18 protein-coding genes and 3 pseudogenes are annotated in these 23,532 nt (G+C 71.7%); 9 read left to right on the forward strand and 12 right to left on the reverse strand.

Going from position 1 to position 23,532, the window contains the following annotated elements; genetic code table 11:
- Positions 1–128: 128 nt before the first annotated feature.
- The gene (locus tag RM590_RS33045; protein WP_311708491.1) at positions 129–1,010 is read right to left on the reverse strand and encodes an alpha/beta hydrolase; all 882 of its coding nucleotides are present in this window, start codon (positions 1,008–1,010) and stop codon (positions 129–131) included.
- Positions 1,011–1,107: 97 nt separating this feature from the next.
- The gene (locus tag RM590_RS33050) at positions 1,108–2,955 is read right to left on the reverse strand and encodes an ABC transporter ATP-binding protein (protein WP_311708492.1); all 1,848 of its coding nucleotides are present in this window, start codon (positions 2,953–2,955) and stop codon (positions 1,108–1,110) included.
- Between the two features lie 163 nt (positions 2,956–3,118).
- On the opposite strand from RM590_RS33050, the gene RM590_RS33055 reads away from it, so the two are divergent.
- Complete coding sequence (locus RM590_RS33055; RefSeq protein WP_311708493.1) at positions 3,119–4,693, forward strand: phytoene desaturase family protein; 1,575 nt, start codon at positions 3,119–3,121, stop codon at positions 4,691–4,693.
- Positions 4,694–5,020: 327 nt separating this feature from the next.
- Here RM590_RS33055 and RM590_RS33060 read toward each other — a convergent pair whose 3' ends face one another.
- Positions 5,021–6,334 (reverse strand): SWIM zinc finger family protein, encoded by a 1,314-nt coding sequence (locus RM590_RS33060; RefSeq protein ID WP_311708494.1) that lies wholly within the window; start codon positions 6,332–6,334, stop codon positions 5,021–5,023.
- Positions 6,331–9,183, reverse strand: a complete 2,853-nt coding sequence (locus RM590_RS33065; protein WP_311708525.1) for an SNF2-related protein — start codon at positions 9,181–9,183, stop codon at positions 6,331–6,333. The genes RM590_RS33060 and RM590_RS33065 overlap by 4 nt, the downstream gene beginning before the upstream one ends.
- A gap of 316 nt (positions 9,184–9,499) precedes the next feature.
- Here RM590_RS33065 and RM590_RS33070 point away from each other — a divergent pair, with 316 nt between their 5' ends.
- Positions 9,500–11,668, forward strand: coding sequence for a plasmid pRiA4b ORF-3 family protein (locus RM590_RS33070; RefSeq protein ID WP_311708495.1), 2,169 nt, complete (start codon positions 9,500–9,502; stop codon positions 11,666–11,668).
- Between the two features lie 70 nt (positions 11,669–11,738).
- Here RM590_RS33070 and RM590_RS33075 read toward each other — a convergent pair whose 3' ends face one another.
- The 3 genes and pseudogenes from RM590_RS33075 to RM590_RS33085 all read right to left on the reverse strand — a co-directional run.
- Positions 11,739–11,999, reverse strand: coding sequence for a Txe/YoeB family addiction module toxin (locus tag RM590_RS33075; protein WP_311708496.1), 261 nt, complete (start codon positions 11,997–11,999; stop codon positions 11,739–11,741).
- Between the two features lie 9 nt (positions 12,000–12,008).
- Complete coding sequence (locus tag RM590_RS33080) at positions 12,009–12,266, reverse strand: type II toxin-antitoxin system Phd/YefM family antitoxin (RefSeq protein WP_037676836.1); 258 nt, start codon at positions 12,264–12,266, stop codon at positions 12,009–12,011.
- Between the two features lie 150 nt (positions 12,267–12,416).
- A pseudogene (locus tag RM590_RS33085) lies at positions 12,417–12,866 on the reverse strand (aminotransferase class I/II-fold pyridoxal phosphate-dependent enzyme); the annotation flags it as partial.
- Between the two features lie 287 nt (positions 12,867–13,153).
- On the opposite strand from RM590_RS33085, the gene RM590_RS33090 reads away from it, so the two are divergent.
- The 3 genes from RM590_RS33090 (at position 13,154) to RM590_RS33100 (ending at position 15,138) form a co-directional block, all read left to right on the forward strand.
- Complete coding sequence (locus tag RM590_RS33090) at positions 13,154–14,023, forward strand: alginate lyase family protein (protein ID WP_311708526.1); 870 nt, start codon at positions 13,154–13,156, stop codon at positions 14,021–14,023.
- Positions 14,024–14,192: 169 nt separating this feature from the next.
- Complete coding sequence (locus RM590_RS33095) at positions 14,193–14,609, forward strand: DUF2267 domain-containing protein (RefSeq protein ID WP_311708497.1); 417 nt, start codon at positions 14,193–14,195, stop codon at positions 14,607–14,609.
- Between the two features lie 40 nt (positions 14,610–14,649).
- Entirely contained in the window at positions 14,650–15,138 is a 489-nt protein-coding gene (locus tag RM590_RS33100; RefSeq protein WP_311708498.1) for a DUF5709 domain-containing protein, read from the forward strand.
- 23 nt (positions 15,139–15,161) lie between these two features.
- Here RM590_RS33100 and RM590_RS33105 read toward each other — a convergent pair.
- Positions 15,162–16,053 (reverse strand): annotated as a pseudogene (locus tag RM590_RS33105) (PP2C family protein-serine/threonine phosphatase); the annotation flags it as partial.
- A gap of 54 nt (positions 16,054–16,107) precedes the next feature.
- On the opposite strand from RM590_RS33105, the gene RM590_RS33110 reads away from it, so the two are divergent.
- Positions 16,108–16,290, forward strand: a complete 183-nt coding sequence (locus RM590_RS33110; RefSeq protein WP_311708499.1) for a hypothetical protein — start codon at positions 16,108–16,110, stop codon at positions 16,288–16,290.
- Positions 16,291–16,561: 271 nt separating this feature from the next.
- On the opposite strand, the pseudogene RM590_RS33115 reads toward RM590_RS33110, so the two are convergent.
- Positions 16,562–17,221 (reverse strand): annotated as a pseudogene (locus tag RM590_RS33115) (transposase); the annotation flags it as partial.
- Between the two features lie 469 nt (positions 17,222–17,690).
- On the opposite strand from RM590_RS33115, the gene RM590_RS36120 reads away from it, so the two are divergent.
- Positions 17,691–17,996: a transposase family protein gene (locus RM590_RS36120; RefSeq protein WP_394814025.1), complete on the forward strand. Its 306-nt coding sequence runs from the start codon at positions 17,691–17,693 to the stop codon at positions 17,994–17,996.
- Positions 17,997–18,526: 530 nt separating this feature from the next.
- Here RM590_RS36120 and RM590_RS33120 read toward each other — a convergent pair.
- The 3 genes from RM590_RS33120 to RM590_RS33130 all read right to left on the reverse strand — a co-directional run bounded on the left by RM590_RS33120 (position 18,527) and on the right by RM590_RS33130 (position 22,234).
- Positions 18,527–20,158 (reverse strand): MFS transporter, encoded by a 1,632-nt coding sequence (locus tag RM590_RS33120; protein ID WP_311708500.1) that lies wholly within the window; start codon positions 20,156–20,158, stop codon positions 18,527–18,529.
- A 94-nt stretch (positions 20,159–20,252) separates the two neighbouring features.
- Entirely contained in the window at positions 20,253–21,269 is a 1,017-nt protein-coding gene (locus RM590_RS33125; RefSeq protein WP_311708527.1) for an NAD(P)/FAD-dependent oxidoreductase, read from the reverse strand.
- A 149-nt stretch (positions 21,270–21,418) separates the two neighbouring features.
- The gene (locus tag RM590_RS33130; protein WP_311708501.1) at positions 21,419–22,234 is read right to left on the reverse strand and encodes an oxidoreductase; all 816 of its coding nucleotides are present in this window, start codon (positions 22,232–22,234) and stop codon (positions 21,419–21,421) included.
- A gap of 204 nt (positions 22,235–22,438) precedes the next feature.
- On the opposite strand from RM590_RS33130, the gene RM590_RS33135 reads away from it, so the two are divergent.
- A complete protein-coding gene (locus RM590_RS33135; RefSeq protein ID WP_311708502.1) occupies positions 22,439–23,062 on the forward strand; it encodes a TetR/AcrR family transcriptional regulator in 624 nt (207 codons plus the stop codon).
- A gap of 177 nt (positions 23,063–23,239) precedes the next feature.
- Complete coding sequence (locus RM590_RS33140) at positions 23,240–23,518, forward strand: hypothetical protein (protein WP_449657251.1); 279 nt, start codon at positions 23,240–23,242, stop codon at positions 23,516–23,518.
- The last annotated feature ends 14 nt before the right edge of the window (positions 23,519–23,532 follow it).

Below are 23,532 nucleotides of genomic sequence, written 5' to 3' on the forward strand. Positions count from 1 at the left end.
ACGGAGTTCGACTTCGTGGCCGGCGAGCACACCGGTGGCGCCCGGTTCACCTCCGAGATCTTCGAGGCCACCGGACTGCTCGACGGGCCGTGCGTCGTCGGTGAGCGGAGCTCCCGCGGGGATCGGGGTCAGGGACGGGAGTCCGGGGTCCGGGCGGCCGGTTCCGTGGCGGAGACGAAGTCGAGGACGGCCTCGATGACTTCCGGGGCGGCGAGAATGCGGCGGTGCCCCAGGCCGCGGGTGATGAGCAGGTCGGCGCGGCCGTCGTGGGCGGCCTTCACCCGGCGGCACTGCTCGATGGTGACCATGTCGTCGCTCTCGTCGTGGATGACGAGGATCGGCATGGTGAGCTGCCCCGGGCGGTAAGTGGCGGAGAAACGCGCCCAGATGTCGTGCTCGCCGGGGAAGACGTCGCTCTCGATGCGCCGCCGCAGCTCCGGTCCGGCCCAGCGGCCGAGCCCGGCCGTGGCGCGGAAGCTGTCGACGAGGTAGCCGAACTCGGCGGGCGCGCCGATCGTGATGAGCCGGTCGGCGCCGATCTCGTCCCGCAGGGCGAAGAACGCGCCCATGCCGCCGACGGAGTGGCCGATCACGGCGGCGAACCTGCCGTGTTCGGCGTGTAGTTGGCGCGCCATGTCGCGGTACTCCAGGATCGTGGTGCCGCGCCCGCCGGCGTCGCCGTGGCCGGGGGCGTCGAAGGCCACCGGGCTGTATCCGCGCTCGGTCAGCGCCTGTATCAGCGGGCTGAACCGGGAGGCGCGGGAGAGCCAGCCGTGCATGAGCAGCACGGGCCGCGTCCCGGCGCCCCATCGGTAGACGACGGCGGTCTTGCCGTTCACCACCAACTCGCCCCGATCGGCCCGCCGCATCACGGGCTCCTCGGCGGGGCGGACGGCCACACGGGTCATGGGGTGGGAGAACAGCGACAGCGCCCAGCGGCCGGCCAGCCGGGGGGCGACGCGGGCGGTGCCGTTGAGCGAGGTGCGGATGAGTGCTGCCCTGAGATGCATCTCGGGATCCCCTCGGGTGTCGGTGACAGCCGAGATATTAGCACGATCGTTCGCACAGTTTTTAGCCCAGCCCCGAAGGGCTCCCCAAGCGTTGGGCTCAGGGCGTGGTGACCTCCACCGTTTCGCGGATCCCGTCGCCCTCCGGGGCGCGGGCGTCCCGCCGCAGCAGCTCGGCGTACCGGCCGTCGAGCGCCATCAGCTCCTCGTGCGTGCCGCTCTCGACGATCCGGCCGCCGTCCAGGACGACGATCTGGTCGGCGTCGCGGATCGTGGACAGCCGGTGCGCGATGGTGATGGTGGTGCGGCCGGCCGACAGCGAGTCGATCGCCCGCTGCACCGCCCGCTCGGTGCGGGTGTCCAGCGCGCTGGTGGCCTCGTCCAGGACGAGCACCGGCGGGTCGCGCAGGATGGTGCGGGCGAGGGCGAGCCGTTGCTTCTCGCCGCCGGAGAAGCGGTAGCCGCGTTCGCCGACGATCGTGTCGTAGCCGTCGGGCAGCGCGGCGATGTGGTCGTGGATCTGGGCGGCGCGGGCCGCCGCCTCGATCTCCGCCGCGGTCGCGTCCGGCTTGGCGAACCGCAGGTTCTCCGCGACGGACGCGTGGAAGAGATAGGTCTCCTGGGAGACCACGCCCACCGACCGGGCGAGCGCCGCGAAGGTCAGGTCGCGCACGTCCACGCCGTCGAGCGTCACCCGGCCCTCGGTCACGTCGTACAGGCGCGGCACCAGATAGCCCAGGGTGCTCTTCCCGGCGCCGGTCGGGCCGACGATGGCCAGCGACCCGCCCGCCGGAACGGTCAGGTCCACGTCCACCAGGGTGGCCGGCGCGCCCGCGTCGTAGGTGAAGGAGACCTGTTCGAACCGCACCTCGCCCCGGGCCCGGTCCAGCTCCACCGGGTCGGCGCGCTCGGTGATGTCCACCCGCAGGTCGAGGTACTCGAAGATCCGCTGGAACAGCGCCAGGGACGCCTGGATGTCCACGCCGGTCGACAGCAGGGAGACCGCCGGCCGCAGCAGCCCCTGCTGGAGCGAGACGAACGCGACCAGCGTGCCGATCGACGGCGGCGTGCCGCCCAGCTCGAACATCACTCCGGCCGAGCCGTACAGCAGCGCCGGAATGGCGGCCATGATCATGCCGATGGTGGCCATCCGCCAGCGGCCCGCCATGGAGGCCCGGACCTCAAGATCCACCAACTGCCGTGACTCACCGGCGAATTCGCGGGTGAGCGCCTCGGCGCGGCCCATGGTGCGGCCGAGCAGGATGCCACTGACGGACAGCGACTCGGTGACGGTGGCGGCCATCGCCGCCATCTGCTTCTGCCGCTGCGTGGTGATCCGCCGGCGCTCCCGGCCGACGCGGCGCGCGATCCACACGAAGCACGGCAGCAGGGCCAGCGACACCAGGGTGAGCCGCCAGTCCAGCGCGAGCATCGCCACGACGGTGGCGACGACGGCGGTGAGGTTGGAGACGAGGGAGGTCGCGGTCGAGGTGACGGTGGCCTGCATGCCGCCGATGTCGTTGGCGATCCGGGACTGCACCTCGCCGGTGCGGGTCCGGGTGAAGAACGCCAGCGGCATCTGCTGGAGCTTGGCGTAGACGGCGGTGCGCAGGTCGTGCATCACCTGCTGGCCGACGGTGGTGGAGATCAGCGTCTGGAGCACGCCGAAGACCGAACTGGTCACGGCGGTGGCGACCATGCCGAGGGCCAGCAGCGCCAGCAGGCCGGTGCGGCGCTCGGGCAGGGCGACGTCGATGATCTCGCGGAGCAGGAACGGCGAGGCCACGGCGACCAGCGAGGAGGCGCCGACCAGCAGGCCGACGACGGCCAGCCGGCCGCGGTAGGGGCGGAAGAGGCGGAGGATGCGGCGGATCTGGGCGGCCGGCGGGGGCCCGTCGGCCAGCGGGGTCCCGGCCTCGGGCGGCGGGAGGGCGGCGTCGTGCGGCATGGGCTCCTTCGGTGACGCGGGCAGACATGACAACCCTCCACCTTACGGCGGAGAACTCCCGATCAGCCGTCCCCGCGCAGGCCGCGCGGCGTGCGCCCGGCGCGGCCCGCCGGTGTCGGCCCTGACACTGGCCGCGGGCCGACGCCGCGTGTTACCAAGGGCCATGCCCGCCCTCACCACGTACGACGCCGTGATCGTCGGCGGCGGTCACAACGGCCTGGTCGCCGCCGCCTACCTCGCCTCCGCCGGCCGCCGGGTGCTCGTGCTGGAACGCCTCGGCCGCACCGGCGGCGCCGCCGTGTCGGACCGGGCGTTCCCCGGGGTGGCGGCCCGGGTCTCCCGCTACGCCTATCTGGTCAGCCTGCTGCCGCAGCGGATCGTGACGGACCTGGGCCTGCGCCTGTCGCTGCGCAAGCGCCTCTTCTCCTCCTATACGCCGGTGGAGCGCGGCGGGCGGCCAACCGGGCTGCTGGTCGGCGGCGGGGAGGCCAGGACGCGGGAGGCGTTCGCACGCCTCACCGGCTCGGAGCGGGAGTACGACGCGTGGCAGCGTTTCTACGCCATGACGGCCCGCGTCGCGGCCCGAGTCTTCCCCACGCTGACCGAGCCGGTGCCGACCCGGACGGAGCTGCGGGCCACGATCGACGAACCGGCCGCCTGGGACGCCATGTTCGAACGGCCGCTGGGCGAGACGATCGAGGCGACGTTCACCGACGACCTGGTGCGCGGCGTGGTCCTCACCGACGCGCTCATCGGCACGTTCGCCTCCGCGCACGACCCGCGGCTGCTCCAGAACCGCTGCTTCCTCTACCACGTGATCGGCCAGGGCACCGGCGACTGGGACGTGCCCGTGGGCGGCATGGGCGCGGTGACCGACGCGCTGGCCGTGACGGCGCGCGCCGCGGGCGCCGAGATCCGCCTCGGGCACGAGGTGACGTCCCTGGCAACGGACGGCACCCGGGCGGAGGTGACCTTCCGCACCGAGACCGGCGAGGGCGTCGTCGGCACCGCGTGGGTGCTGGTCAACGCGTCGCCGCAGGCGCTTGCGCGGCTGCTGGGCGGGCCGTCGCCGCCCCCGGCGGAAGGCTCGCAGTTCAAGGTCAACATGCTGCTGCGGCGCCTGCCGGCGCTGCGCGATCCGGCCGCCGATCCCCGGGAGGCGTTCGCGGGGACGTTCCATATCGCGGAAGGCTACGGGCAGTTGGAGACGGCCTACCGGCAGGCCGCGGAGGGCGAGCCGCCCCGGGTGCCGCCGAGCGAGGTGTACTGCCACTCGCTCACCGATCCCTCGATCCTCTCCCCCGAGCTGGCCGCGCGCGGCTATCAGACGCTGACGCTGTTCGGGCTGCACACCCCCGCCCGGCTGTTCGCCGCGGACAACGACGCGACGCGCGGGCATCTGCTGCGGGCCACGCTCGCCGCCCTCGACGAACACCTCGGCGAGCCGCTCGCCGACTGCCTGGCCGAGGACGGCGAGGGCCGGCCGTGCCTGGAGGCCAGGACCCCGCTGGACCTGGAGCGGGACCTGCGGCTGCCGGGCGGCCACATCTTCCACCGCGACCTGGAGTTCCCCTTCGTGGAGCCGGAGGACGAGGCGGCGCTGGACGGGGCGGCGGCGCGCTGGGGGGTGGCCACCCGGCACGCCAATGTGCTGCTGTGCGGGGCGGGCGCGCTGCGGGGCGGCGGCGTGAGCGGCGTGGCGGGGCACAACGCGGCGATGGCGGTGCTCGACCGGTGAACTCCCGCCGCGAAAGGGCCGGGACGGCGTGGGCCGGCGGGGGTCCGTTTTCGGCCGCGCCCATACCAAAGTTTCGAGTACGAGCACGGTAGACAACCTTTTCTGCGAGCTGCGGCGACCATGATGCGCCAAACCCCCCACCGCAGGGAGGAATCTCATGCAGGCGACTCCTCGTTCACACACTCATTCGTGTGTCGTGCAACAGGCTCATCGGAGTCCGCCGTCGCCGGGTCGGGGCGCCGACCGGATCCGCGCATCTTCGCCGCGCGACCGATGCAATGGGCGGCGGCGGGACGGAATCGGTGGATCGCAGGGGCACCCCGAGCATCATGTTTCGAGGAGAGCGGTCAGGACGACGGCGGCATCGGCGTCAGGGGGCCCCGCCGGGGACCAGGTGCCCTGGTCCTTGGTGTACGGGTACCACAGTCCGTCCCGTCCCAGGCGCAGTTGGGCGTCGCGGCCCTCGACGGTCCAGCGGTTGCGCCAGGAACGCAGCCGGGGCGGTCTGCCGTCGGCCCAGTCCGCTCGCAGCGCCTCGCGGTCGCGCTCCAGGCGGGAGGGCGGCGGGGTCCAAGAGCTTTCCAGTCCGTCCAGGGACGCCGCGCCGCCGTACCGCCACGCGCGGGTGGCGGCGGCGAGTTCGCGGGGGGTGCGGCCGCAGTTCGCGGCGATCAGGGCGAAGACCTCCGGGGTGGGGTGAGCGGCGGCGAGGCGGACGGCGTCCTGCCATTCGGTGAGCGGGACGGGTGGAGCCGTGTCGGCATGCCGCGGACCGAGGGCTCCGGCGAGCAGATGGCGGGCACGCGTCGCGGTGTCGGCGGCGAGCAGTTCGAGTGCGGCCGGGTCCACGCCGGGCTCAGGGACGGCCGAGCCCGCCAGCGCGGGGCCGCGGCCGGCCCGGTCGGGCAGCGGGGGCGGGGCGGGCAGGGGCGGCAGTTCGCTGCGTGAGGCGAAGGCGGGCCCGGCGGGATCGCTGGTCCGGGCCGGGGACCCGTCCGGATGTGCTCCTGCCGTCGTCGCGGACACCGCGGCTTCGGCGGAGGCGCGGGCGGTGTTGCGGCGGCCGAGTTCGTCCATCAGCTCCCGCTCGTCGCGGCCCCGCAGGAGCAGCAACACGAAGGGGTCGCGGTCCAGGAGCCGGGCGACCTGGTAGCAGAGGGCCGCAGCGTGTTTGCAGGGGTAGCCCCAGTCGGGGCAGCTGCACTCGGGGTCGAGGTCCCGGGAGCCGGGCAGCAGCGGGACGCCGGCGGCCGCCGCGTCGTCGGCGAGCCCGGCGGGCATCTCGCCGTCCAGCAGTGCGGCGATGTTGGCGGCCCGCTCGGCGATCATGTCGAGCAGCCGGTCCCACTGCCGGTCCGTCAGCTGCTCCACCTGGACCGTGGCGCGGTAGGGGGTGCGGCGGCTGCCCTGTACCGGGGCGGCGGCCGAGCCGGGGGCGACGGTGACCGGTCCGACCGCGCCGCCGCGCGCGTAGGTCCGGCCGCGCGAGAGGCGGCCGGAGTCCAGGGAGGACTCCTCCAGGGAGCGCAGCCATGCGCGGCCCCACCAGGACTCGGCGAAGGGCGCGCGGCTGCCCTTGGCCGGCGGGAGTGCCTCGAAGGTACGGGCGGCCGACTCGCCCGGCCGGCCACGCCCGGTCATCGTCCCGTCCTTCGCAGCGTGACCAGTTCGGCCAGTTCGCTGTCGCTCAGTTCGCTGAAGGCCGCCTCGCCCGAGCCGAGCACCGAGTCGGCCAGCTCCCGCTTCTGGCGGAGCATCTCGGCGACCCGGTCCTCCACCGTGCCCTCGGCGAGCAGCTTGTGCACCTGGACCGGCTGGGTCTGTCCGATCCGGTAGGCGCGGTCGGTGGCCTGGTCCTCCACGGCCGGGTTCCACCAGCGGTCGTAGTGGATGACGTGTCCGGCCCGGGTCAGGTTCAGACCGGTCCCGGCGGCCTTGAGGGACAGCAGGAACACCTTCTTCTCGCCGCTCTGGAAGGCGTCGACCATCTCCTCGCGGCGTGTGACCGTGGTGCCTCCGTGCAGGAACAGGGTGCCCACGCCGCGGTCGGCCAGGTGGCGCTCGATCAGCGCGCCCATGGCCACGTACTGGGTGAAGACCAGGGCCGACCCGTCCTCGGCCAGAACGGTGTCCAGGAGTTCGTCCAGGAGTTCCAGTTTCCCTGAACGGCCCGGGAGCCTGGCGCCCGCGGGTTCCTTCAGGAACTGCGCGGGGTGGTTGCAGACCTGCTTCAGGCCGGTGAGGAGCTTCATCACCAGGCCGCGCCGCGCCATGCCCTGCTTGTCCTCGATCTCGGCCATGAGTTCGCGTACCAGCGCCTCGTACAGCGACACCTGCTCCTTCGTCAGGGACACCGGCTGGTCGGTCTCGGTCTTGGGCGGCAGTTCGGGCGCGATGCCGGGGTCGGCCTTGCGCCGGCGCAGCAGGAAGGGGCGGACCAGAGCGGCCAGCCGTCGTGCGGCCTGTTCGTCGCGGTCGCCCTCGACGGCCGTGGCGTACCGGTCACGGAAGGAGGTGAGCGTGCCGAGCAGGCCCGGGGTGGTCCAGTCGAGCAGTGACCACAGCTCGGACAGGTTGTTCTCGACCGGGGTGCCGGTCAGCGCAACCCGTCCCCGCGAGGGGATCCGGCGCAGGGCTTGGGCGGTGAGCGCGTGCGGGTTCTTGACGTGCTGGGCCTCGTCGGCGACGAGCAGGCCCCAGGGCTGCCCGGCGAGGCGTTCGGCGTCGCGGCGCATGGTCCCGTAGGTGGTCAGGACGAAGCCGTCGTCCGCTCCGTCGTCGAGGCCGGCCAGGTCGCGGCCGGGGCCGTGGAAGCGGCGCACCGGGGTGGCCGGTGCGAAGCGCCGGATCTCGCGCTCCCAGTTGCCGAGCAGCGAGGCGGGGCAGACCACCAGGGTGGGGCCGGCGGTGCTCTTCCGTTCCTGGCGGCGCAGGTGGAGAGCGATCAGGGTGACGGTCTTGCCCAGGCCCATGTCGTCGGCGAGGCAGCCGCCCAGGCCGAGCGAGGTCATCCGGTGCAGCCAGTTCAGGCCGCGCAACTGGTAGTCGCGCAGGGTCGCGGCCAGGGCTTTCGGCGGCCCCTGGGGCTCCCGCGCGGCGCGGGCCTCGGGGTCGGCGATCCGGGAGCGCAGCTCCTCCAGTACGCCGCCGGCGGTGACCGCCACCTGTTCGCCGTCCACCTCCATGCTGCCGGTGAGCGCGGCACCCAGGGCGTCGATCGGGGTGAGCGAGGAGGCCGGGGCCGTCCTGGACTGCGCGGCCCGGCGCAGCCGGCGGACCAGCCCCGGGTCCACGACCACCCACTGGTCGCGTAGCCGCACGATCGGCCGGTGTGACTGGACCAGCTGTTCCAGCTCCTCTTCGGTGAGTTCCCGCTCCCCGAGGGCGACCCGCCAGCGGAATTCCAGCAGGCCGCCGGAGGACAGGAAGGACTCGGCCGCAGACCGCGTCCCCTGACGGCGTACGGGTTCCAGGACTCCGGAGGCGGTCAGCTCGCGCACCAGCTCCTTGGGCCAGTGCACGGCGACCCCGGCGGCGGCAAGGCTTTCCGCCGCGTCACCCAGCAGCGACTGGGCCTCCTCGTCGGACAGCTCCAGACCTGCCGGGGCGGCGGAGTCCAGCAGTCGTCCGGCCGGGGGCCAGGCGCGGGCGGCCCGGCGCAGCGTCAGCAGCGTGTCCACCTTGGCCCGTGGGCCGAACAGTTCGGGGGCGGTGGCGTGGCCGGACCACAGGTCCGCGGCGTCGGCGAGAACCGTGGGATCGGCCAGGCTGCGCAGCTGGACCACGGCCCGGACGGAGTCCGCACGGTCCAGTTCCAGCCGCAGCGACACCGCCAGCCCCGCGTCGCGGCCGGCGGCGACCTCCGCCGCCCACCTCCGCTGCTCGGGTACGGACTGCGGGGCGCGCGCCGCGAACGCCGGTTGGCCGGTCACCCGGCGGGCGGCGGGAGGGCGGGCGAGGGAATCGGCCACGGCGTCCAGGAAGGCCCGCAGCAGCGGCTCGGCCGCCGGGAGCGTGAGCGGGGAAGATCCGGGAACCGCGACCGCGCGAGCCTCCGGCGGCATGGCGGCGGCAAGGGTGACCAGCCGCTCGTGGTCCTCGGTGTCCAGCGGGCCGACCCGCCACGCGTCGAACCCTTCCGGCGACACCCCGGGCAGTATCCGGCCCCGGGCGAGCAGACGCAGCCCCAGCAGGGCCGCTGTGCCCCAGAACGCGGTACCGGCCGACGCCCGCCCGCTGCCGTCCGCGCCGAGTGCCCGGCAGCGGGTCAGCAGCGGCAGCGCCTGCTCCACGGAGAGCGACACGGCGGCCACCCGCGCCCGGCGCACGGACGAACCGTGCGGACAGACCACGGTGAGTTCCTCGGGTTCCACCCCGAGGTCCGGTGGCTCGCTCCCGGGCGTCCAGAACGCCATCCGCCCCGTCCGGGGCGGGTCCGCGGGAAGGAACACCGCCTCGCCCAAGGCAAGCTCCGGCAACCGGGCAGACATCCGTTCCAGGTCCGGGGTCGCCGACTCCGGCTCCGCCGACGGATCAACCTTCGCCCTCACGTCCACCCCTGGCCAGACTCCTTGCAACTGTTCAGAAGGGCGCGGACAGTAGCCCACGAGCCCTCGGAAGGTCAAGGCTATCCGCGCCGATGGCCGCCGACCGCCAGAAGCGCTTCGCCCACTCGGCGCAGTGCGGGAAGATGTCACCGGCACCAGCCGGGAAACCGGCGCGACCCTTCGCGATCGCCGCCCGTTACCGGTGCCGCAATCCGCCTCCGCCTTGAGGGAACTTCCCGCCGTGACTGCCGTGACTGCCGTGACTGCCGTGACCGCCGAGCCCGTGCCGACGTACCAGTTGAAGATCGTCCTGCGAGACACCAGCCCGCCGATCTGGCGTCGGGTCACCCTGCCCGCCGACACCTCGCTCGGCTGCCTGCACGACATCGTCCAGACATGCTTCGGCTGGGACGACTCGCACCTGCACTCCTTCACCGAACCTGGCTCGGTCCGCCAATTCGTCGACTTCGACGCACCGTTGGACCGCGATCCTTTCCGCGACGCCGACGAGGAGTCCGTGACCGTGGCGGAGGTGCTGCCCCACGAAGGCAGCCGACTGGAGTACACCTACGACTTCGGCGACGACTGGCAGCACCGGATCACGCTGGAGAAGATCCTCCCCGCGTCCGCCCCCGACCGACGGGTCAGCTGTACCGGGGGGCGCCGCGCCATGCCCCGCGCCGAGGACATCGGCGGAGCCTGGGGGCTGCAAGCCGTACTCGACGCCGTCGCGGACCGTGGCGCACCGGCCCCCGAGCCGTGGGCCGACCTGGTGGAAACCCTGCGCGAGAAGGGCTTCGATCCCGCCCGCTTCGACCGCGAGGCCCTGGACCGGCAACTGGCCGGCCTCGACCCGCGGCCGCCCACGGTTGCCCCGGCACCGGGCCAGGCCGCGGCCGCCCCCGGCGAGCGGCGCTGTTCCTGCGGCGAAATCCACATCGACGAGGACGACGGCCTGGACATGGTGGTGTCCGTTCCGGTGCGGCCCGTCTCCCTCGCACCACGTGCGGAACTCGCCGAGGCCGCCCGGACGGTGCCGCTGATCGCTTCCGCGCTTCGCCTGGCCCACTGGTGCCAGGGCGGACGAGCCGTCACGTCCCGGGACGTGCTCAAGCCCGCACTGGGCCGCCGGGCCGTCCAGGAACTCGAGCTGTGGACTCAGGACGACGAACTGAGGGCCCTCTGTCCCGAAGAGCGCGACAAGCGGCTGGCCCGCCTGCGCAGCTCCGGAGATCTGCCCTGCCTGGACGACCCCTGGAGGCTCGCCGTGTACGCGGACCTGGTGGAGATCGGCAGGGGCGTCGCCCACCCCGGTGCCGGCCTGCCCGCCGCCGCGGAAGACGAGAAGGTACTGGAACTCTGGTGCGATGCGCTCGGAGACGACCTCGACGATCTGAACGACCTCGGGAACTTCGGCCTGTCCCCGGCGCTGCTGGGCGCGGTGGACATAGAGGACGAGGACGGCCTCGGCCTGGCGGCGGTGGTGCTGCGGGCGCTGTACGAGGTTCCCGACGGCGAATGGCTGGACACCGCGCTGCTCGTCGGCGCTCTTCGCGAGGGCCTTCCGAAGCAGGAGGCACGGCTGGTCGAACTGCTCCTCCTGCAGATCCTCGACCAGGCGGCCGTTGTCCTCGCCGAGTATCAGGCGGCGGAGGTCGAGACCGGTCCGGAGACGAACCGGCAGCGGGATCACGTCATCCTAGGCATCCTCGGTATCGAGGCGGGCGCCGAGGACGGCGACGGCACTCCGCCGGCCGGGACACGGCTCCGGCTCACTGCGCTGGGACGCCACGGACTGCGCGAGTACCTGCTCGCCGAGGGATTCCACGCCCCTGTCATCGGCGAACTGGCCGACGCGGACGCCCCGACCCTGCTCGACGCCCTGCTCGACTACGACCCGGAGGCCGCCCACTCCGAGATCACCGGATGGATCAGTCATCGGGGCCAGGGCTCAGCCGCAGTCCAGCTCATCGACGCCTGTGCCGGTCTGGAAGCCGATGCCGCCCTCCGCCGCCTTGCCGCCGCGGCGGTGCTCGCCGAACTGGATGAACCGCGAGCGCTGGCGGTCCTGCGCAAAGCCGCGGCCTCCCAGGTCCCCGGCTGCGCCGAGACCGCGGCGATCGCACTGGCCGACCGCGGCGAGATCCCCGAAGGACACGGCCCGGAACTCCAGATGTGGGGGCTCGTGGACCATCTGTGGGGCCCGCTGGGCGTGGCGGACGAGGCATTCGCCATGTTCCTGGAACAGGAGGGGGGTGCGGTGCTGCCGCTCCTGGAACAGGCCGCCGACGACCTGTGGCGCTGCCGCCACCCCGCCACCGGGGCTGTGCTGGAGGCGGCAGGGCGGCTTCTGAGGGCTCGGGATAAGGCGCTGGCCAAGCGACTGCGCAGGTCCGCGACCAAAGTGGGATCCCAGCGCCGACGATGAGGTGCCGACGCGCTGATCGCTGCGCGACGCTGAGGCCGACAGAGGCTGTGTTCGATCCGCTCGAGTCCGGTCAGCTCTCGTAGTGGTAGCGGCACTGTGCGATCAGGACGCCGTCCTCGGTGGCTTTGTAGATCAGTCTGTGCTCGTCGTTGATGCGGCGCGACCAGTAGCCCTGGAATCCGTGCTTGAGGGGCTCCGGTTTGCCGATCCCCTCGTTGCCGTTCCGGGCGATGTCCGCGATGAGTGTGTTGATGCGCTTCAGGATCTTCCGGTCCTGTAGCTGCCACCACAGGTAGTCCTCCCCGGCTCGGGAGGAGAAGGTGATCTTCATTCGCGGCCGTTACTCGTCGGTCGCCAGCTCGCGTACGGTGCCGCCGCCGTTTTCCAACTCGTCGATGGACGCGAGCAGGCGCCGGGCGTTCGCCGGGCTCCGCAGGAGGTACGCCGTCTCCTTCAGGGACTCGTAGTCCTCAAGGGAGACGATGACGACCGGCTCATGTCCGGCCCGGGTGATGACGACCTCTTCGCGGTCGTCGGTGACGGAGTTGAGCACCTCGGCGTACCGCGCGCGCGACTCGGAATACGTCATGGTCTTCACGATCGACCCTCCTTCCACGTACAGAAAATTGTACGTCTGCCTCTGTCGGTGCGGCAAGCGCCGACATGATGGCCCGCGGCGCGAAAGCGCCGGGCGGGCGAGGCGCGGCAGGCGGCGGGGAACGTATCGACCAGTCCGGCAGGGCGGCGGTCAGCCCGCGAATGCCTTGCGGAGCCGTTCCGCCGCGTCTGCCAGCACCTCGGTGCGCTTGCAGAACGCGAACCGTACGAAGGGCGCTCCGGCCTCGCGGTGGTCGTAGAACACGGCGTTCGGGATGGCGACGACACCGGCCCGCTCGGGTAGCGCGCGGCAGAAGACGAAGCCGTCGGTCTCGCCGAGGGGCCGGATGTCGGTGGTGATGAAATACGTCCCGGCGGTCGTGAACACGTCGAACCCAGCCTCGGCCAGCCCCGCCGCCAGCACGTCCCGCTTGGCCAGCATGTCCGCCCGGAACGCCTCGAAGTACGCATCCGGAAGCGCGAGTGCCTCGGCGACGGCGTACTGGAACGGGCCCGACGAGACATACGTCAGGAACTGCTTGGTGGAGCGGACGGCGGTCACGAGTTCCCGGCTGCCGGTAGCCCAGGGCACGCACCGCCCGGAGAATCCGAGCCGCCGCCTCCTGAAAGCCGCCGTCCTCGGCGGCGGAGCCGTGGCGATTCCCGGACTCGCGCATGCCGGACAGTCCATGGCAGCCTCCGACAGCCCGACGCCCCAGGCCGACCCGGCCCGGCCGCTGGCGTTCACCCATCCCGGAATGCTCCGCAAGCAGTCCGACTTCGACCGGATGAAGAGCCGGGTGGCCGACCGCGACCATCATCCGCGGTGGCGACGGCCAGAACTACCCGCAGCTCTACAACGACATCCACGCCGCCTACCAGAACGCGCTGCGCTGGAAGGTCACCGGGGACGCGGCGCACGGCAACAAGGCCCGCGACATCCTCAACGCCTGGTCGGGCACGCTCACCACGGTCACCGGCAACGCCGACCGCTTCCTGGCCGCCGGGATCTACGGCTACCAGTTCGCCAACGCCGCCGAGATCATGCGTGGTTACTCGGGCTTCGACCTCGCGCGTTTCCAGCGGATGATGCTCAACGTCTTCTATCCGCTCAACGACCACTTCCTGGTCAACCACAACGACGCCTGCATCACCAACTACTGGGCCAACTGGGACCTGTGCAACATGGCCTCCATCATGGCCATTGGGATCCTGTGCGACGACCAGGCGAAGTTCGACCGCATCGTGGACTACTTCTACAACGGCGCCGGCAACGGCTCGCTGCCGCACGCGGTGCCGTTCCTGCACGGCAGCAACCTGGCCCAGTGGCAGGAGAGCGGGCGCGACCAGGCCCACAGCATCATGGGCATCGGCCTGATGGGCACCATCTGCGAGATGGCCTGGAACCAGGGCGTCGACCTCTACGGCGCCGACAGCAACCGCTTCCTCAAGGCGGCCGAGTACGTGGCCCGTTACAACCTCGGCTACGACGTGCCGTTCACCACCTACCGCTGGGGCACCGGCCAGAACTGCGCCGCGCGGGAGCAGACGGTCATCGGCAGCGGCGGCCGGGGCCAGGTCCGCCCGGTGTGGGAGCGGGTCTACCACCACTACTGGGCCAGGCGGGGCCTTTCCACTCCCAATCTCTCCGAGATGGCCCGCTCGATCAGCCCGGAGGGCGGTGGCGGCGACTACGGCACCACCAGCGGCGGCTTCGACGAGCTCGGCTTCGGCACCCTCACCTATGTGCTGAGGTGAGCGCGCCGCGCGCCCGGTCCGGGCCGGACCGGGCGCGCGGGGGGCGTCCCATCGGTAGATATCGATTGCCGAGGCAGGGCCCCAACCAGGCGTTGATGCACTGGTATGACCGTTTTACTCCACTGGCTCGGGGGAACCCGGCGAGGACCCGCACAAGGAGTAGGCGATCATGCAGCACGACGAGTTCATCGGACAGGTACAGGCACGGGCCCGGCTCGACAGCCGGGGGGCCGCGGAGGCCGCCACGAGAGCCAGCCTGGAGACGCTCTCCGAGCGCATCCCGCCCCCGGTCGCGGAGAAGCTGGCGTCCCAGCTCCCACACGAGATAGGCGAACACCTGCGGCGGGTGGCCGCCGCCCCCGACCTGCCGGCCACCGGCGTACGGATGAGCCGCGAGGAGTTCTTCGACCGGGTCGCCCAGCGATCCGGGGCGGATCCGCGCAAGGCGATACACGAGGCCCGGTGCGTGATCGAGGTGACGGACGAGGCCACGGTGGGCGGGCTGACCGATAAGGTCCGCCAGTCCCTGGACGAGGACCTCGCCCAGATGCTCTTCGCGGGCAGTTCCGGCTCTGCGGACCGCTGAGGCGGCGCCCGCGGCTGTCACTCCGAGAGGGAGGCGGACCATGTCCGACGAAGCATCGATGGGCGACGAGGTCTATCAGCCACCCGAGTACGGGACCCGGGACGACCCGGCCGATGTGGACCTCGACAACGCGCTGGACCAGAAGCAGCTCGACGAGACGCTGGACGAGGGCTACTCGCCCCCGGAGAAGCCGCTGGCGGTCAACGACCACGGCACCACGGCCCGGGGGAAGCGCGACCGGGAGCCCCTGGACCAGCGCCTGGCCGAGGAGGTGCCCGATGTCCACGAGCCGGAGGGCAACGGCATCGGCGACCAGCCCGGGATGGCCGGCGAGCCGCTGGCGGACGAGATCTCCGGCGAGGACCGGGCCGGCCGGCTGCTGCGCGGCGACAGCGGGCTCACCCGCCACCCGGACGGCATCGTGGCCGAGGACGTCGGCATCGACGGCGGCGCCGCGACCGCCGAGGAGGCGGCGATGCACATCGCCGAGGACGAGCAGGAGGAACGGGCCGAGGGGTTCGGTACCTGAGCCGTCCACGGGGGCCGCCGGTCTCAGCCGCGCGGCGGCCGCCATTCGATCAGCAGCATCGTCGCGTCGTCGCGCAACTGGCCGCCCTCGTGGTCGAGGATCTCGTGGATCAGCCGGCGCAGCACCTCGGAGGCGAGTTCGCCCCCCGCGGTGGCGCGAATGATCGCGTCGGTGAACCGGCCCATCTCCAGACGGCTCCCGCCCTGAACGCGGGCCTCGGTGACGCCGTCGGTGTAGAGCAGCACCCGGTCGCCGGGCTCCAGCATCACCTGGTAGATCTCCCGGCTGCCGTCGGTGAGTTGCAGCGCGGCGCCCATGGGAAGCTGCTCGGGCCGTTCCAGCGCCCGCTCCACGATGCGCTGGTCGCGGATCAGCAGCGGCGGGGGGGTGGCCGCAGTTGCACCAACGAAGCAGCCCGCTGGACAGGTCCAGGCGCAGCAGGACGCCGGTGCAGAACTGCTCGGGCAGCCATTCGGCCAGCGCCTGGTCGATGGCCCCGACGAGCCCGGGCAGGTCGGCGCCGTTGCGCCGGGCGTTGCGGCAGCCGGCCAGCGCGACGGCGGTGGTCAGTCCGGAGGCCAGATTGTGCCCCATGGAGTCGAAGATCCCGGCGTGCAGATGGGTGCCGGTCAGGCTGTGGTCGAAGGCGTCGCCGCCGAGTTCGTAGGCCGGTTCCAGGACGGCGGTGGAGACGACCCGCCCATCGCCGACGGTGCGTGGTGGCAGGAACGCGCGCAGCATCTCCGCGGGCAGGCGCATGGGCGCGGCCCGGGTGAGCAGCGTGAAGGTGTCGCTGTGCGCGCGCTTGGAGGTCACCATCATGGCGAGCAGCGAGGCAAGCACCCGGCCGTGCCGCAGCCGGGCGGCGTCCAGGGTCCCGGCCCACGCGCCCAGGACGCCCAGCCGCTCTTTCCCGGACTAAGGGGTTGCTCGCGAGCTGGCCTTCTTGAGGACGCGGGGGAGGTGAGCGTGGAGGTGCTCGATCTCGACGTGTCGGCCCAGGTCACGGATGCGGTGGCCGAGGATTTCGGTCAGGTTGCATGCCCTGTGACGTCCGCCAGTTCTCTCGCCTATTGCGAGCTGTTGCTTCCACCGTCAATCGAGCATGGTTCGTCTGCCGTCCCGGTTCCGGGTATCGCCGAGGTGAGCTAAAAAGGGGCACGGGATGATCTTGAAGGGGGATCATGGGACCCGTCGGTAGGCTCTCGGCGCTAGCGCTGACCTGGGAGGACTTCGCGTACAGATGGACGTTGCGTGACGTCAGTGCGTCATACCCGCCGGTACAGCTCGTTGTCCCGATGCCTTGACGTCACCGTACTGGCGGTGACGACGGTGGTGTGCGCGGTCTCGGCAGCGCGCGGAACAGTACCTTGCGTCCCGGCGGCGGGACCCGGCCGCGTAGACACCTCAGGCTCTCAACATGTCAAGCGGCTTCAGCGAGAGCGGTGGGGAAGGCCGTGTCTTCATCGAACAGCTTGCGGTTCTGGAGGCAGTAGTAGAGCTGGCCGAGCATGCGGTTGACGAGGTTGCGCTGGGCGGCGGCGTGCCAGTCTCCGTGGTCGTCGCGGCGTCGCCGACAGTGGGCCTTGGCGCCGGGGGAGGCGGTGATGGAGGCGAAGGCCCAGAGGTAGCCGGCTGCGTTGAGCCGGTCGTTCTTCACCCACCTGCGGGTGATGCTCGACTTCTTGCCGGAAGCCCTGGTGATGGGCGAGGCACCGGCGTAGGCCTTCAGGCCGCGGGCGTCCGCGAAGCGGGACCGGTCGTCTCCGATCTCGGCGAGCACCCGGGCGCCGAGCTGGACGCCGAGGCCGGGGTCGGGGAAGCTGAGGATGATCTCAGCGTCCGGGTGCTGAGGGAAAGCCTCTTCGACCGCCTCGGCGAGGTCGTCGGCAGCGGTGCAGGCGGCCTCCAACTGGACCAGGAGCGCGAGCATCTGCTTGCCCAGCGCGTCCTCGACCATGGGCGGCTGGTGAGGGTAGTCGGCGCGGAGGACACCACGGAGCCGCTCGGCCTCGGGCGGGATGCCCCGCTTGCGACCGGCCCGCTTGAGCGCGGCCTCCAGCTGCGTGCGGGTGTTTCGGGCCCGTAGATGCCGGCGAAGTCCTCGCCGAGGCGAACAGCAGAAGACCGCAGTGCCACGCTCTGATCGAGACTCAGCGTGGACCAGGTAGGGGACGGTTTGACGCCGCATCTTTCTGAGTTGGAAGGATGCATGTCATGCCGAAGAAGGTGGATCCCGAGCTGAGGGCCCGAGCCGTCCGGCTGGTGCTGTAGCACCGGGCCGAGTACCCGACCAAATACCGCGGCGGTGCTGACGGTGTCCAAGCAGGTCGGGATGTCGGCGTACAGGTGAACGTGGCCCTGGCAAGATTTTCGTGAAGCCGGGATGTGCCACCGTGCGCCGGTGACACTCCGTCACAGATAGCGGCAGTGTCAGCGAGTGTGACGACCTCGTACGAACTGTGTCTCCGCACCTGGACACGGTGCGGGTGGAACAGGTGTGGGTGGCGGGCGGCACGGTCCGCATCGCTGCTCGTACCCGCGAATTGACGGTGGCGTGTCCGGACTGCGGTCGCGAGTCGGCGCGGGTGCACAGCCGGTATTCCCGCACGTTGGCCGACGTCGCTGTCGGTGGCCGCCCGATGCTGGGTGTAGGCGTACTGCCCCTGGTCCGGGCGGGCCTCGGCGCGGCCGTGTTCCCCACCCTCGCCCTCACCGGCGCCCCACCCGAAACCGTGGCCCTGCCCACGGTCCCGGTGGCGGGCCACCGCCGCATCGCGGCCGTATGGCCCGCTTCCCCGTCCGGCCCACAACCCCGAACCGCGGCCGTGGTCGAGGCCCTCCGCCAGTCGGCCTAGAACCTGAGGCTCAGGCCTACGCCTTGAGGGGGACGGGTGTGACGTGCGTGGCTCCGTCGCGAGGTGCGAGCAGCTGAGGGTGACGGCGGCAGAGAGGTGCCGGCGCGAGCGGCGCCGTGGGGGCGCGAGGCTCAGAGGGCGGGGGCGCGAGCAGGGCCGCAGGGCGGTGGCACGACGCCGCCGCGTGGGTGCGAGCAGCGGCGGGTGCGGCATAGCGGAGTGCGGCGTAGCGGCGGTCGCCTGTCGGCGCAGGGCGGCGTCTGCGGCGACCGCCGCTGTCACCTCACGGCCCTTGGCCTCCGGGCCGCCCCGGAGGGAGAGCCCCGGGGCGGCCCGGAGGCCAAGGACGGTGAGGTGTTCCGGCAGAGGATCCGCGTGGCCGTGGACCGTGGACCACGCCCGCGCCCTGCGCGTCTCGCGCCGCCGGGGCTCCTGCCCGACGCGCCTGGCGGGCGATCCGGCGGAGGCGGTGCCCGGCGATCCCGCGGACGCGTCCCCGGCGACCCGGCGGACGCCCCGCCGGCGATCTACTAGCGGGTGGCCCCGGTGTGCTCCCGCACAGTCGCCGCCTCGCTCGCCGCCGTCCCGGCCCCCGGCTCGGCGCTCTTCCTCGCGAACCCGCGCCGGCCCGGCAGGACCGCGAGGACGATCAGTGTTCCGGCGGCCATGACGATCCCGCCGATGAGGCTGGTCTGGGCGACGCCGTGGGCGAAGGCCTGGTGGACGGCGTCCACGGCGGCCTGGGCCTGCTGGGGCCCGGCGGAGGGATCCTGCGCGACCCGCTCCGCGACGGCCAGGCCGGCGCCGACCGAGTCCTTGGCGGTCTCCATCGCCTCCGCCGGGAGCCGGTTGCCCACCAGGTCGGTCAGCTCGTCCCGGTAGGCCGTGCCCAGCAGCGAGCCCAGCACCGCGATGCCCAGCGCCCCGCCCAGCTCGAGCGCGGTGTCGTTGACACCGCCGCCGACGCCCAGCTCGGACTCGGGGAAGGAGCCCATGATCGTGTCGGTCGCCGGGGAGATGCTCAGTCCGAGCGCGAGGCCCAGCATCATCAGCGGCGCCAGGAAGTCCCCGTACGTCGACCCCTTGTCGATCTGGGTGAGCAGGAACATGCCCGCCGTGCCGACGGCCAAGCCGGTCACGACCATCGCCTTCACCCCCAGCTTCGGGGTGAGCATCCCGGTCACCGCGGACCCGAGGAACACCGCACCGCCCAGCGGCAGCAGCCGTAGGCCCGTGTCCAGGGCCTCGTAGCCGAGGACGAACTGCAGGAACTGCGTCGAGTAGTAGATCACGGCGAACATACCGAAAAAGAAGAACATCACCGCGAGCATCGCGCCGCTGAAGGGCCGCAGCGCGAACTTTCGGACGTCCAGCATCGGGTGCGGGTGCCGCAGCTCCCAGGCGACGAAGGCGGCCAGACCGGCACCGGCGACCACGGCGGCGGTGACGGGGCCGGCGCCCCAGCCGGAGTGCGGGCCCTCGATGGCGGCGTAGATCAGGGAGCCAACGGAGACGATCGACAGCAGACCACCGACGTAGTCGATCCGGCCCATGCCCTCCGCCTTGGACGGCGGTACCAGGGCGAGTGCGCCGAACACGGCGGCGACGGCGATCGGCACGTTGATCAGGAAGGTCGAGCCCCAGGCGTGGTCCTCGAGCAGCCAGCCGGAGACCAGCGGGCCGAGGGCTACCGCCAGCCCGGAGGTCGCGGCCCAGGCGGTGATGGCCTTGGTCCGCTCGCTCCGGGGGAAGGTCGCGACCACCAGGGACAGCGTGGCCGGCATCACGACCGCGGCGCCGACACCCATGATCGCGCGGGCCACGATGACCAGCGAGGTCTCGTCGACCATGCTCCCCATCACCGAACCGGCGGCGAAGATCAGCAGACCCAGCACCAGCGCGCCGCGCCGGCTGTACTTGTCGCCGATCGCGCCCAGCACCAGCATCAGCGCCGCGTACGGAACGGTGTAGCTATCGACGACCCACTGCAGATCACTGCTGCTCAGGCCCAGGTCGGTGGTCATGTCGGGGGCGGCGACTATCAGCGACGTGTTCGCCATCACCGTGATCAGCAGGCTCAGGCACAGCACGAGCAGCGCCCACCAGCGCCGCGCGTAAGGCCCGGTCATTTTCTCCACGGGCGTGTTCGCAAGGAAGGGCATCAGTAGCTCCTGAGAGGGACGGGGCGGACGAGCGGAATCATTTGATTGCCCATGAGGCGAGCGGGTGACGGGCTGAGATCTCCGGGCTTCGAGATCATCCTGTGGCCCCTTGTGGGCTTCCCTCGGCGATCCCCTGGAGGGCCGCGTCGGTGTCCGCGGTGGCCAGCATGCTGTTGATGTCGGCGCCGGCCAGTGCGCCGGCCGCTGCGGAGGCCCCGACCTGGGCGGTCAGATCGGTGGCGTTGCCGGCCACCCACACACCCGGCACCTCGGTGGTCCCGGCCATACCGGAGGCGAAACCGCGGCCCTTCGGCAGGTCCTGCACCGGCAGGCCCAGACCTTCCAGACCCTGGGTGCGGGCCTGCATCGGCGCGGCGACCGCGAGGACGCGGCGGGCCACGACCTGGCCGTCGGCCAGGCGCACCCCGGCGAGGGCACCGTCCTCGTCGTTGACGACCTCGGTGACCGGGGTGTCGATGACGCGGATGCCGCGGGCGGCGAAGCGGGCGCGGCTGTCCTCGTCCAGGTCAGTGCCGTGGGTGAAGTAGGTCAGGTCCTCGGTCAGCTGACGGAACAGAAACGCGTGGCCGATGGAGGCCGCGCCGGTGGCGAGGATACCGACGGGCTCATCGCGCACCTCCCAGCCGTGGCAGTACGGGCAGTTCACCACACTGTGTCCCCAGTGCTCGGCGAGCCCGGGCACCTCCGGCAGCACATCCGTGAGGCCGGTGGCCACCAGGATGCGGCGAGCGGTGACGCGGCGGCCGTCGGCCAGGGTGACGGTGAACCGCAGGTCCCCGTCCGCCGACGGGGCGGCGGACTCGGTCGAGACCACCTCGCCGAACACGACGCGTCCGCCGTACTGGCGCACCTGCTCCCGGCCCCGTCGAAGGATCTCGGACGGCGGGGTGCCGTCCAAGACGATGAAGCCGTGCATGGCCTCCGCGGGCGCGTTGCGCGGGGAGCCGCTGTCGATCACGACGACCGAGCGGCGGGAGCGGGCGAGGATCAGTGCACCGTTCAGCCCGGCGGCGCCCCCGCCGATCACCACCGCGTCGACGGTCCCCTCGGCCAGTGCGTCGCTCGCGTACGGAGGAGTCGTCACAGCCACGGCCTCCTGCCTTTCCTTGTCAGTCATGGTTCGGTCAACCCTTCGAGTTCTGGGTGGTTGCAGGGGGTCAGCTGTTCAGGAAGCCCAGGATGTGGTCGGCGACCGTTTTGGACACGTGCGACTCCTCAGGCGCCGGGTGTACTGCGGAGTCAGCCCGCCAGTCGGTTGAGCTCGCGGATCTGTCTGTCGAAGGCGCGCGAGGGCACGATCCGGCGCAGGACGCTGACGCGTTTGGCCATCGAGCCAGCGGTGTACCGGAGCTTGGGCTTGGAATCGGTGGAGGCCGCGACGATCACCTTCGCGACAACGTCCGGGTCGTCGGCGTTGCGCACGGCCGTGGCCAGCACGTCTCGGGAGACCTCCCGCTGTGCGGCGTAGATCGGCAGGGGCGAGTCGGGTGCCATGCTGCTCGCCTCGAAACTCGTGCTTGTGTAGGCCGGCTCGACCAGCAGCATCCGGACGCCGTGCTCACGAAGCTCGTGGTCGACGGACTCGGAGTAGCCCTCGACCGCATGCTTGGTGGCGGCGTAGACGGCCATGAAGGGGGCTGGGATCAGACCGAGTACCGAGGAGACGTTGACCACGCGGCCACTGCCCTGAGCACGCATGTGGGGCAACGCTGCGTTTGTCATCCGAATCAGGCCGAAGACGTTGATGTCGAAGACCTCCATGGCCTGGTTGATCGAGCTCTCCTCGCCGGCGCCGACCGCGCCCACGCCTGCGTTGTTGACCAGGACGTCGATCCGGCCGAACCGCTCGACCACCTCCTCGACCAGGGAGCGGACCGACTCGTCGCTGGCCACGTCGAGATCGAGGAACGTCACCCCGGCGAGCGGCTCGGCGTTCGCCGCGTTGCGGCTCGTGCCGACCACCGCGAAGCCGGCGCCCACCAGGGCGAGCGCTGCCGCCCGCCCGATCCCGGAGGAGGCGCCCGTCACGAGGGCCACGGGGGGAGCTGTCTGCATGGTGGTTCCTTCGGTTGTGGGCATGACTTCATCGGGCGCTGCACGGGGTCGCCCGCGCTGAGGCCGACACGGTCCGCACCGGTCCTGCAAGCCCGGACCAAGCCTGTCCGGTGAGCTCAGGACGGTTGTTTACTGAACAGTCCGAAACCTAGATGGTTCTGTACTGACTTGTCAAGAAGGGCAGGTCGGCTTTACCGTCTTTGCATGGCGAGACCACGAAGCTTCGACCGCGACCACGTCCTCCATGCCGCCGAGCGGCAGTTCCGCGCCTCGGGCTACAACGGCACAAGCGTCGACGACATCAGCGCCGCCACCGGCCTGGGCCGCGGCAGCCTCTATGCCGCGTTCGACGGCAAGCACGGCGTGCTGCTGCAGGCGATGACCGGCTACTTCGCCCGGCTGGCACAGGGTCCGCGGAAGGCGCTCGCCGGACCGGACGAGGGCGCCCTGGAACGACTGCACGCATACCTGCTCCGCGCCGTCCACGGGGTGCCACTCGCCGCCGACGTACCCCCCGCCCCTGACCGGACGGCGGCGGCCTGCTTCGCCGCCAAGATGGCCCTGGAGATCGGCGCCTCCGACCCCGAGGTGAAACGCCTGGCCAACGACTGCTTCTCCGTGGTCGCGACGGCGGTGGCCGAGTGCGTGCGAGCGGCGCAGCGCAACGGCGACATCGACCCCGACGCGGATCCCGACGACCTCGCGTACCTTCTGCTGACCATCATCCGCGGGACCGATGTCGTAGGCGCGTACGGCCTCAGCCCCGCCCGCCTGACCTCGATAGCGGAGAGCGCGTTCGCCTTGCTGCCTCGCCCGCGCCACCGCTGAGAAGGGCACGGCTGGCCTCGTTGCACAGGCATCTGATGCGGTCGGCCCACTTCGACGCCGCGGAGGCACGGCCCGTAGGTTTACGCGTCGCCGTGACCTCGTGTGTTGGCGTGTGCTGTGGTGTTCCGGGGTATGCGGGGTGGGCACTGCCCGGCGCTTCGGACGTGAGGCCGTTCCATGGATGCTGCTGCCCAAAATGAGGGCCAGGACCCGCTTGCCGACCGTCTGATCAGGGCCGGTGCCGCGTTCGAGGGCAGTGCGGAGATCGCCGAGGCCCGTGCCATGGCCCGCGACTTCCTCACCACGGTGCAGGCCGTGCACGGGCTGCCGGTGTCGGAGCGGGCGATGGGCATGGTGCAGCTGGTCGTAAGCGAGCTGGTCACCAACGCCCGCAAGTACGCGCCTCAAGTTCATCGATCATCAACGAGTGAACATGAAGCAACTCACAGTAACTGAAATCCCAGCAACAG

Source organism: Streptomyces litchfieldiae, from assembly GCF_031845365.1.
In the GTDB taxonomy this organism is placed as follows: Bacteria; Actinomycetota; Actinomycetes; order Streptomycetales; family Streptomycetaceae; genus Streptomyces; species Streptomyces litchfieldiae.

Coding starts and splice junctions, on each gene's coding strand:
- RM590_RS33045 (WP_311708491.1), bottom strand. CDS start 1,010: ATGCATCTCAGGGCAGCACTCATCCGCACCTCGCTCAACGGCACCGCC.
- RM590_RS33140 (WP_449657251.1), top strand. CDS start 23,240: ATGGATGCTGCTGCCCAAAATGAGGGCCAGGACCCGCTTGCCGACCGT.
- RM590_RS33055 (WP_311708493.1), top strand. CDS start 3,119: ATGCCCGCCCTCACCACGTACGACGCCGTGATCGTCGGCGGCGGTCAC.
- RM590_RS33060 (WP_311708494.1), bottom strand. CDS start 6,334: ATGACCGGGCGTGGCCGGCCGGGCGAGTCGGCCGCCCGTACCTTCGAG.
- RM590_RS33065 (WP_311708525.1), bottom strand. CDS start 9,183: ATGTCTGCCCGGTTGCCGGAGCTTGCCTTGGGCGAGGCGGTGTTCCTT.
- RM590_RS33075 (WP_311708496.1), bottom strand. CDS start 11,999: ATGAAGATCACCTTCTCCTCCCGAGCCGGGGAGGACTACCTGTGGTGG.
- RM590_RS33130 (WP_311708501.1), bottom strand. CDS start 22,234: ATGCAGACAGCTCCCCCCGTGGCCCTCGTGACGGGCGCCTCCTCCGGG.
- RM590_RS33095 (WP_311708497.1), top strand. CDS start 14,193: ATGCAGCACGACGAGTTCATCGGACAGGTACAGGCACGGGCCCGGCTC.
- RM590_RS33120 (WP_311708500.1), bottom strand. CDS start 20,158: ATGCCCTTCCTTGCGAACACGCCCGTGGAGAAAATGACCGGGCCTTAC.
- RM590_RS33100 (WP_311708498.1), top strand. CDS start 14,650: ATGTCCGACGAAGCATCGATGGGCGACGAGGTCTATCAGCCACCCGAG.
- RM590_RS33135 (WP_311708502.1), top strand. CDS start 22,439: ATGGCGAGACCACGAAGCTTCGACCGCGACCACGTCCTCCATGCCGCC.
- RM590_RS33050 (WP_311708492.1), bottom strand. CDS start 2,955: ATGCCGCACGACGCCGCCCTCCCGCCGCCCGAGGCCGGGACCCCGCTG.